The sequence below is a fragment of the Micromonospora sp. NPDC047753 genome (assembly GCF_040642735.1).
GTDB lineage: Bacteria > Actinomycetota > Actinomycetes > Mycobacteriales > Micromonosporaceae > Micromonospora.
Genome location: NZ_JBEYSL010000335.1, coordinates 1 through 7,774, shown reverse-complemented (window position 1 = coordinate 7,774; position 7,774 = coordinate 1). Strand labels below are relative to the sequence as shown.

Below are 7,774 nucleotides of genomic sequence, written 5' to 3'. Positions count from 1 at the left end.
CCGGCCGCCGCCGCCCCGACCTGGCCGGCGCCCTGGACGCGGTCACCCGCCGGCTGCGCAACCCCGACGACGAGCTGGGCATGCGGTTCCCGCAGCTCACCGGCGCCGTGATGGCCAAGGGCGTGGAGGACACCGCCTTCTACCGGTGGACCCGGTTCGTGGCGCTCAACGAGGTCGGTGACAGCCCGGTCCGCTTCGGCGTGCCACCCGCGGAGTTCCACCGCTTCGCCACCGCCCAGCAGGTCCGCTGGCCGGCCAGCATGACCACCCTCTCCACCCATGACACCAAACGGGGTGAGGACGTCCGCGCCCGCCTCGCCGTGCTCAGCGAACTGCCGGGCCGCTGGGCGGAGCAGGTCAAGAGCTGGATGGAGTACGCGCCGCTGCCCGACCCGGCGTTCGCCCACCTGCTCTGGCAGACCGCCGTGGGCGCGTGGCCGATCGAACGCGAGCGGCTGCACGCGTACGTCGAGAAGGCCGCCCGGGAGGCCGGGGCCTCGACCAGTTGGGCGGAACCGGACCCGGCCTTCGAGCAGGCGCTGCACGACGTGGTCGACAGGATGTACGACGACCCGAGCCTGCACGACGAGCTGACCGAACTCGCCGCCGCGATCACCCCGGCCGGCTGGTCCAACTCGCTGGGGCAGAAGCTCGTGCAGCTCACCATGCCCGGTGTGCCGGACACCTACCAGGGCACCGAGCTGTGGGACAACTCCCTGGTCGACCCCGACAACCGCCGCCCGGTCGACTTCGACGTACGCCGAGAGATGCTGGCACGCATCGACGGCGGCTGGCGTCCCCCGGTCGACACCGACGGAGCGGCGAAGCTGCTCGTCGTGTCGCGGACCCTGCGGTTGCGCCGCGCGCACCCGGAGCTGTTCACCACCTACCGGCCGCTCCCGGCGCAGGGGCCGGTGAGCCGGCACGCGGTGGCCTTCGACCGAGGCGGCGTGATCGCCGTGGCGACCCGACTGCCGCTCCGGTTGGCACGTGTCGGCGGGTGGTGTGACACAGCCCTGTCACTTCCCGTTCACGAGATGAAGGACCTGTTCACCGGGCGGGTCTACAGTGGCGGAGAGACGCCGCTGGACACCCTCCTGGCCGATTACCCCGTCGCTCTGCTGGCTCCTCCCACCGCTGCCGAGGAGGCCGTTTCATGACCGAATTCTCCGTCTGGGCACCGGACGCCACCCGGGTGCGGCTGCGCCTGGCCGGCGACACCGACCACGAGATGCACACCGCCGCAGACGGCTGGTGGCAGGTCGACGTGCCCGACGCCGGCCCCGACTACTCCTTTCTGCTGAACGACGACGAAACCCCACTGCCCGACCCCCGGTCACCGTGGCAACCTGCGGGAGTGCACGGGCCGAGCCGCCGCTACGACCACGCTGCCTACGCGTGGTCCGACAGCGCGTGGACGGGCCGGCAGCTGCCCGGCAGCATCCTCTACGAGCTGCACATCGGCACCTTCACCCCGGACGGCACCTTCGACGCGGCCATCGACCGCCTCGACCACCTCGTCTCCCTGGGCGTCGACCTGATCGAGCTGCTCCCGATCAACGCCTTCAACGGCGAACACAACTGGGGGTATGACGGCGTCTGCTGGTACGCCCCCCACGAGCCCTACGGCGGCCCCGACGGCCTGAAACGGTTCGTCGACGCCGCACACGCTCGCGGGTTGGGGGTGATCCTCGACGTTGTCTACAACCATTTCGGGCCCTCCGGGGCCTACGCGCCGCAGTTCGGTCCGTACCTCGCCGAGCAGAGCAACAGTTGGGGCCGCTCGGTCAACCTGGACGGCCCGCACTCCGACGAGGTGCGCCGCTACATCATCGACAGCGTGCTCATGTGGCTGCGCGACTACCACGTCGACGGCCTACGCCTGGACGCCGTGCACGCGCTGCCGGACTCGCGGGCTGTGCCGATTTTGGAGGAGTTGGCTCTTGCCGTCGAGTCGTTGTCGACGCACCTGGGGCGGCCTTTGTCGCTGATCGCCGAGTCGGACCTCAACGACCCGCGGCTCATCACGCCCCGGGAGGCCGGTGGGTTCGGCCTGCACGCCCAGTGGAACGACGACGCCCACCACGCGCTGCACACGTTGCTGACGGGGGAGCGGCAGGGCTACTACGGGGACTTCGGCTCTCTGGAGACGCTGTCGGACGTGCTGACGGGTGGGTTCTTCCACGCGGGGACGTGGTCGAGCTTCCGTAACCGGCACCACGGGCGGCCTCTGGATTCGCGGGTGCCGGGGCATCGGCTTGTCGCGTACCTGCAGAACCATGACCAGATCGGGAACCGGGCTACCGGGGATCGGATCTCGGCTTCTCTCTCGCCTTCGCTGCTGCGGGTTGGTGCTGTGCTGCTGCTGACCGCGCCGTTCACTCCCATGCTGTTCATGGGGGAGGAGTGGGCTGCCTCTACGCCGTGGCAGTTCTTCACCTCGCACCCGGAGCCGGAGTTGGCCACCGCGGTGCGGAACGGGCGGCGGCGGGAGTTCGCCTCGCACGGGTGGCCGGAAGGGGACGTGCCCGACCCGCAGGACCCGGAGACGTTCGTACGGTCGCGGTTGGACTGGGCGGAGCTGGACAAGCCCGAGCATGCTTCGGTGCTGTCGTTCTACCAGCGGTTGATTGCCTTGCGGCGCTCAACTTCGGACCTGTCGGATCCTCGGATGCACGAGGTGTCTGTGCAGCACGGGGACCAGTTCCTGGTGATGCGGCGGGGGGACACCCTTGTGGTGGCGAACTTTGCTGGGCGGGGGCAGGGAGTGTCGCTGCCCGGGGTGGCTCGGCGGGTGCTCCTGGCTACGGGGGAGGGCGTCACGGTGATGCGGGACCGGATCCAACTGCCAGCGGAGACAGCGGCGATCGTGGCGCTATGAACCAGGGGACCGGCCCGGGAGCCTGTCCTTCGACCGTGCCATCAATGGAAACTTCAGCAGGGTTAAGTTGACCGTTGAACCGACGGCAATACCTCGTTCAGGCGCCCAAGACCGGCGAATTCCTGAGAATTATTGCTGCGACGAGGAAATTGGGCGCGCCAATAAAACTGCTAATCAAGATCGACGGTACCATCTTGGTAGAGGCCTATATGCCAAATATTCCATAGCCTATCGGACAATTAGGGCAAATCATCTACGGATGTGTCGGCAACTTGGCAGTCTCGACGGGGTGCACCCTTGCTCGGACCTAGATAAAATCCCTCCCGCTGCCTAGCGCTACCTTGGGAGGACGGCACAGACATGCCAAGCGAAGAGCAAGTCTTCGAGGCCGAGGTCCTGCGGGTTGCGCGGGCGCTATTCGGAAAGTCCAATCCGTTCCAAGGGTCCCAGAGCGTCCATGGGCGGGAGCGCGACGGGATATTCGAGAGCCCCGACGCAGTTGTCCTGATCGAGTGCACGGTCTCCGGCAGGAAAGACAAGGCGGTTTCAGACGGGCTGAAGCTAGCCAGGCTGTGTGAACAGTATGGCAGGACACATCCCCTGAAGCTTATCAAGGGATACTTCGTCACGAGGGACGAGCCGAGCAGCGAGCAACGAGGAGCGATCCAGCGACTTAAAGCTCCGGTGGTTGCTTGCAGCCTTAAGCAACTGCGTGCACAGCTGATCGATTCGCAGGAATACATCTCGTTGCGGCCGAACTATGCCTTTGGCAGTGCACGCCACCCGGTAACAGGAAAGCTGAATCCCGACGAGCAGTACGTGTCGCTTGAGTTCGCGGCAATGGAAAGCAGTCGACTATGGTCGGCGCGGGATATAGTAGACGGTCTCAATGACGGTCGTTGTATAGTCTTGACCGGCGATTACGGAGCCGGAAAGAGCATGACCGTTCGGGAAGTATTCCGAGACCTTTCACGGCGACATCATCGGGGGGAGTTCAAGTTCCCGATCGCGCTAAACTTGCGCGACCATCAGGGTCAGAGAGATCCTGAAGAAGCGTTAGATCGACATGCTAAAAAGATCGGTTTCGGAAATGGTTCTCAGCTCGTTCGAGCGTGGCTGGCAGGTGACGCTCACCTCCTGCTCGACGGGTTCGATGAAATAGCAACGCCTGGGTGGCTAGGAAAAGCTAACGGCTGGAAGGATGTTCGCCGGCTGTCAACCACACTCGTTCGGAAGTTCATCGAATACACGCCAGCTGCCAGCGGTGTGTTCATCACAGGTCGAACTCACTTCTTCGACAGCCTTGCCGAAGCTCGATCGTCGCTTGGCCTACCAAGCGATGCTTCGATGCTGAGCACAAGCGACTTTAATGATGAACAAATTAAGTTGTACCTGACACGAAATCAGTGGAGTGAGCAGTTGCCTTCATGGCTGCCATCACGCCCACTACTTCTCGGCTACCTGGTCGTGAGCGGATTGCTCAAGGAGGCGCTCGACGTCAGCGGTGCCTCATCGGCAGCCCTGGGTTGGGACGTGCTCCTTGATAAGATCTGCGAGCGGGAAGCACGCAACTCCGATCAGCCACTGATAGATGGGCCCACCATTCGTCTTCTGATCGAACGTCTCGCTACTATGGCTAGAGTTCGGCTGGACGGCATGGGACCCCTATCACCCTCAGACATGACCGCCGCGTTCGAGTCTGTCACCGGGGGGCCTCCCGACGAGGGGTCTCAGCAGATCTTGCAAAGGCTTCCCGGTCTTGGCGTTCAAGACGAAAGCGATGGATCGCGGCACTTCATTGATGCCGCCTTGGCTGACGCTGCTCGCGCTGGCGACATCGTACGATGGGTTTCTGATTATCAAGGAAATCGCGAGGCCCCTCGTCTCAGAGGTACCGCGACTGTGATGGAGCAGCTTGGAATCGACGTTGCTACGCGGAAATTGCAGGAGTCGGGAGTCAAGGCGAGCCAAGCCGGTGCCGCTGCAGCCTTGTGTCAGCGGGACGGTGCATCCGACGCGGTGCTTCTTGACGTCATCCAAGTAGGAATGGCGTTAGGTGAGTTCAAGACACAAGCGCAACTCGCCGTAAGTGATTTGCTGATTCCGCAGTTGACTGTTGGCCCTGAGACTGATCTTAGTGAGGTCACTTTCTCTGACTGTGTCATACAGCTGCTCGACCTCACCGACTACGATGGTGATATTCCGATGCCGTCGTTTGCCCGCTGTTCGTTCGGCCTTGTCGAGGGCGTCGCGTCGGCGTCTGCACTCCCGAGTGAACGTTTCAGCGATTGCGATTTCGAACAATTCGATCTTGCAGCCAGGACGACACAGGGCATATTGGGGATGCTCTCGCTGAACCCCTCGCAGCGGGTGGCACTTACAATCCTAAAGAAGCTTTACGCGCAGAGAGGAACAGGGCGACGCGAGAACGCCCTATATAGAGGACTTGACGACAAGCATCGAAATCTAGTCCCAAGCGTGCTCGATAGCCTCGTATCGAGTGGCCTGGCCGTGCGCGCTAAGCAGGTGAGCACCAAGATCGTTCTACCAAGCCGAGGGCAAGGCGTTCGAGTCAAGCGACTCCTGGAGGCGCCAACCCAGTCGCAAGAAGGCTTCTTTATTGAGTTATGAATAGCAGGTGCAATGTGCAAGGGCATTATTCACGCTTTTGCGCACTATGTGGCAGGCCAACGTCGGACTTTGGCGGATGCCGATCGCAGCAGGGCAGGGTGGGTTGGCCAAGTTGATTCTGCCGCGGAGCACCCCGGCGGGCACGCTGGACGGGGGGACAGATCCCCGCCGCGCTCGCCCGCTACGACATCTCGCTGGCTCCACCGCAGACGGACGAGCTGACAAGGCAGGTCGGGCATGCCTGGTTGAGCTACCAGCACGCGCACTACGGGCAGTTGGTGCGGGTGGTGCCGGGTCTGCTCGACGTCGCCCAGAGTGCGCAGTCGCGGGAGCTGCTGGTGCAGGCGTACCGGATTACCTCGTCGCTGCTGGTCAAGCTCGGCGAGGCCGGCCTGGCCTGGCTGGCCGCCGACCGTGCGATGACCGCCCCCGGTGACGACAGCTTCCTCGCTGCGGCAGCGGCCATCTCGGTGGGCCAGGCGCTCCGCGCCTCCAACCGCGACCCCCTGGCCCTGGCCGCGCTGCTCCCCGCCGCCAACCACGTCCTCCCACCCTCGACCTCCTACGGTGATCAAGAGGTTTGCGGCACTTCCGGAGATCGGACCGCCCCCAAACCTCTTGATCACGAAGGCCAAGAAGGCCTTCGAGGTCAGGGCGAGCACCGGGGGAGCGCGGTGGGTGGGACGTTGTTGGTGCAGGCCGCTCTCGCCGCCGCTGGGTGCGGTGAGCACCGCCGCACCGACGAGCTGATCGACCGGGCCGCAGCGATCGCCGCCAGCCTCAGGGGGTACGACGACACGCACCGCACCAGCTTCGGGCCGGTCGCCGTCGAGTTGGCCCGGGGTCTCGTGTCGGCGCAACGAGGGGACGCTGCCGAGGCGTTACGACGGCACTCGGCCGTGGTGCGGCGGGAAGGGTGGCGGCGGTTGCCGGCCGAGTATCGGGGCGCGTACCTGGTCGACGTCGCGCGGGCGTACCTGCAACTGGGTGACGTTCGCGGGGCGGCGAGGGCGCTTGTCGACGCGGACAGTGTCGCGCCGGCTGAGGTTCGGTGCCGGCCGTTGGCGCGTACCGTGATCGCCGATGTCGCCCGCGCGCAGCCGGCGCCGGCCGGCGTGGCGCGACTGGCGACGCTTGTCGGCCTCACCCGCTGACGGCCGCCGGCACCGGCCCTCGCGCCCGGACCCTGCGCCGACGAGCTGGCAGCATGGCATCGTGACGCACCTCGCCAGGGGCGTGGGACTACAGGGCTTTGCGCTGACGACGCGCGCGCTCGAACTCGGCGGCATCCGACATCCACGGACTGTGCTGGTCGAGCGCGGCGCAGCCGCCGCGGACGAACAGGCTCACCAGGTGCCGGTACCCGGCCATCCCGTCGACCAGGCTGTACTCGACCCGGTACTCCGGGTCCGACCCAGCTTCGCCGGGCCGCAGCGTCGTGATCCGGGCGATGCAGTCCGCGTAGAACTGCAGCTGGATCCCCTCGCCCATCTCCTCGTCCTCAATGGTGAACACCTCGTTGTCCCCGGCCGAGCGATCGGCGACGAACTCCCAGAATTCGGCGGACGCGCTGCGAGGGCCGTCCCGTAGCCACTTCTTCTCGCCGCCCTTGTCGTCGGTGAAGGTCAGGGCCGCCTTCGTCACACTCGCACCAGATTCGTCGTCTTCCGGCGGCGTGCTCTTGGCGCGGTCCGCGGCCTCCGAGCACATCAGGAAGCTCACCGTCCGCACCGCGTCATCGACGAGCCCGGGGTACGCGCGGCGCACGGCCGCGTCGACGGTCGCCTCCATCCTCTTCCAGTCGCGCTTGTCAGTGGCCCGGTGTCCCCGCCGTGGGTCGAGGCCGATCCGCATTCCGGCGCACGCCTGCTCGGCGGTGGCGATCACCTGAATGACCTGGGGCAGCAGCGCGGGGTCGACGGCATCGGGGTTCCGCCGTGGAATTGTCGCGCCGTGCAGGTACTGGCCCGTGTAGCGCAGGATCTGCGCGTCGAGTGGCCCGAGGACCGCTCCCCGCTCGGCGCGGCGGCGGTCCGCGTGATGCTCCTGGGCACGCTTCTCGTTCGCCGCCTCCGTCGCCGTGCGCATCGCCTCGCAGACCTGACCGCGCTCCAGGAGACGGATGGTGGCACCGTATGCGACGAGCCGGCTCCGGTCCCAGGGGATGCGCCGAAACAGCGCGTCGACGTCTGCGGGCGGGGAGAGCAGGATCGGGTCCAGGAGTGCGACGGCGGCGTTTTCGTCGAGCTGGCCCCGGGTCCC

The 7,774-nt window shown here is 65.7% G+C and carries 4 protein-coding genes and 1 pseudogene; 4 read left to right on the top strand and 1 reads right to left on the bottom strand.

From position 1 onward, the window contains the following. The 4 genes and pseudogenes from ABZ749_RS24355 to ABZ749_RS24340 all read left to right on the top strand — a co-directional run. Positions 1-1,160, top strand: a pseudogene (locus ABZ749_RS24355) (malto-oligosyltrehalose synthase); the annotation flags it as partial. Next, positions 1,157-2,881, top strand: coding sequence for a malto-oligosyltrehalose trehalohydrolase (gene treZ, locus ABZ749_RS24350; protein ID WP_357231557.1), 1,725 nt, complete (start codon positions 1,157-1,159; stop codon positions 2,879-2,881). The pseudogene ABZ749_RS24355 and the gene treZ, both read left to right, overlap by 4 nt. Before the next feature lie 360 nt (positions 2,882-3,241). Continuing rightward, a complete protein-coding gene (locus ABZ749_RS24345; protein WP_357231554.1) occupies positions 3,242-5,512 on the top strand; it encodes an NACHT domain-containing protein in 2,271 nt (756 codons plus the stop codon). Positions 5,513-5,757: 245 nt separating this feature from the next. After that, entirely contained in the window at positions 5,758-6,666 is a 909-nt protein-coding gene (locus ABZ749_RS24340; RefSeq protein ID WP_357231551.1) for an XRE family transcriptional regulator, read from the top strand. 88 nt (positions 6,667-6,754) lie between these two features. Here the strand turns inward: ABZ749_RS24340 and ABZ749_RS24335 are convergent. Next, positions 6,755-7,774: DUF6357 family protein (locus ABZ749_RS24335; protein ID WP_357231548.1), on the bottom strand; the 1,020-nt coding region annotated here is incomplete at its 5' end.

Bases quoted from the DNA above. Each gene is read 5' to 3' on its own strand.
- treZ (WP_357231557.1), top strand. From the start codon at position 1,157: ATGACCGAATTCTCCGTCTGGGCACCGGACGCCACCCGGGTGCGGCTG.
- ABZ749_RS24345 (WP_357231554.1), top strand. From the start codon at position 3,242: ATGCCAAGCGAAGAGCAAGTCTTCGAGGCCGAGGTCCTGCGGGTTGCG.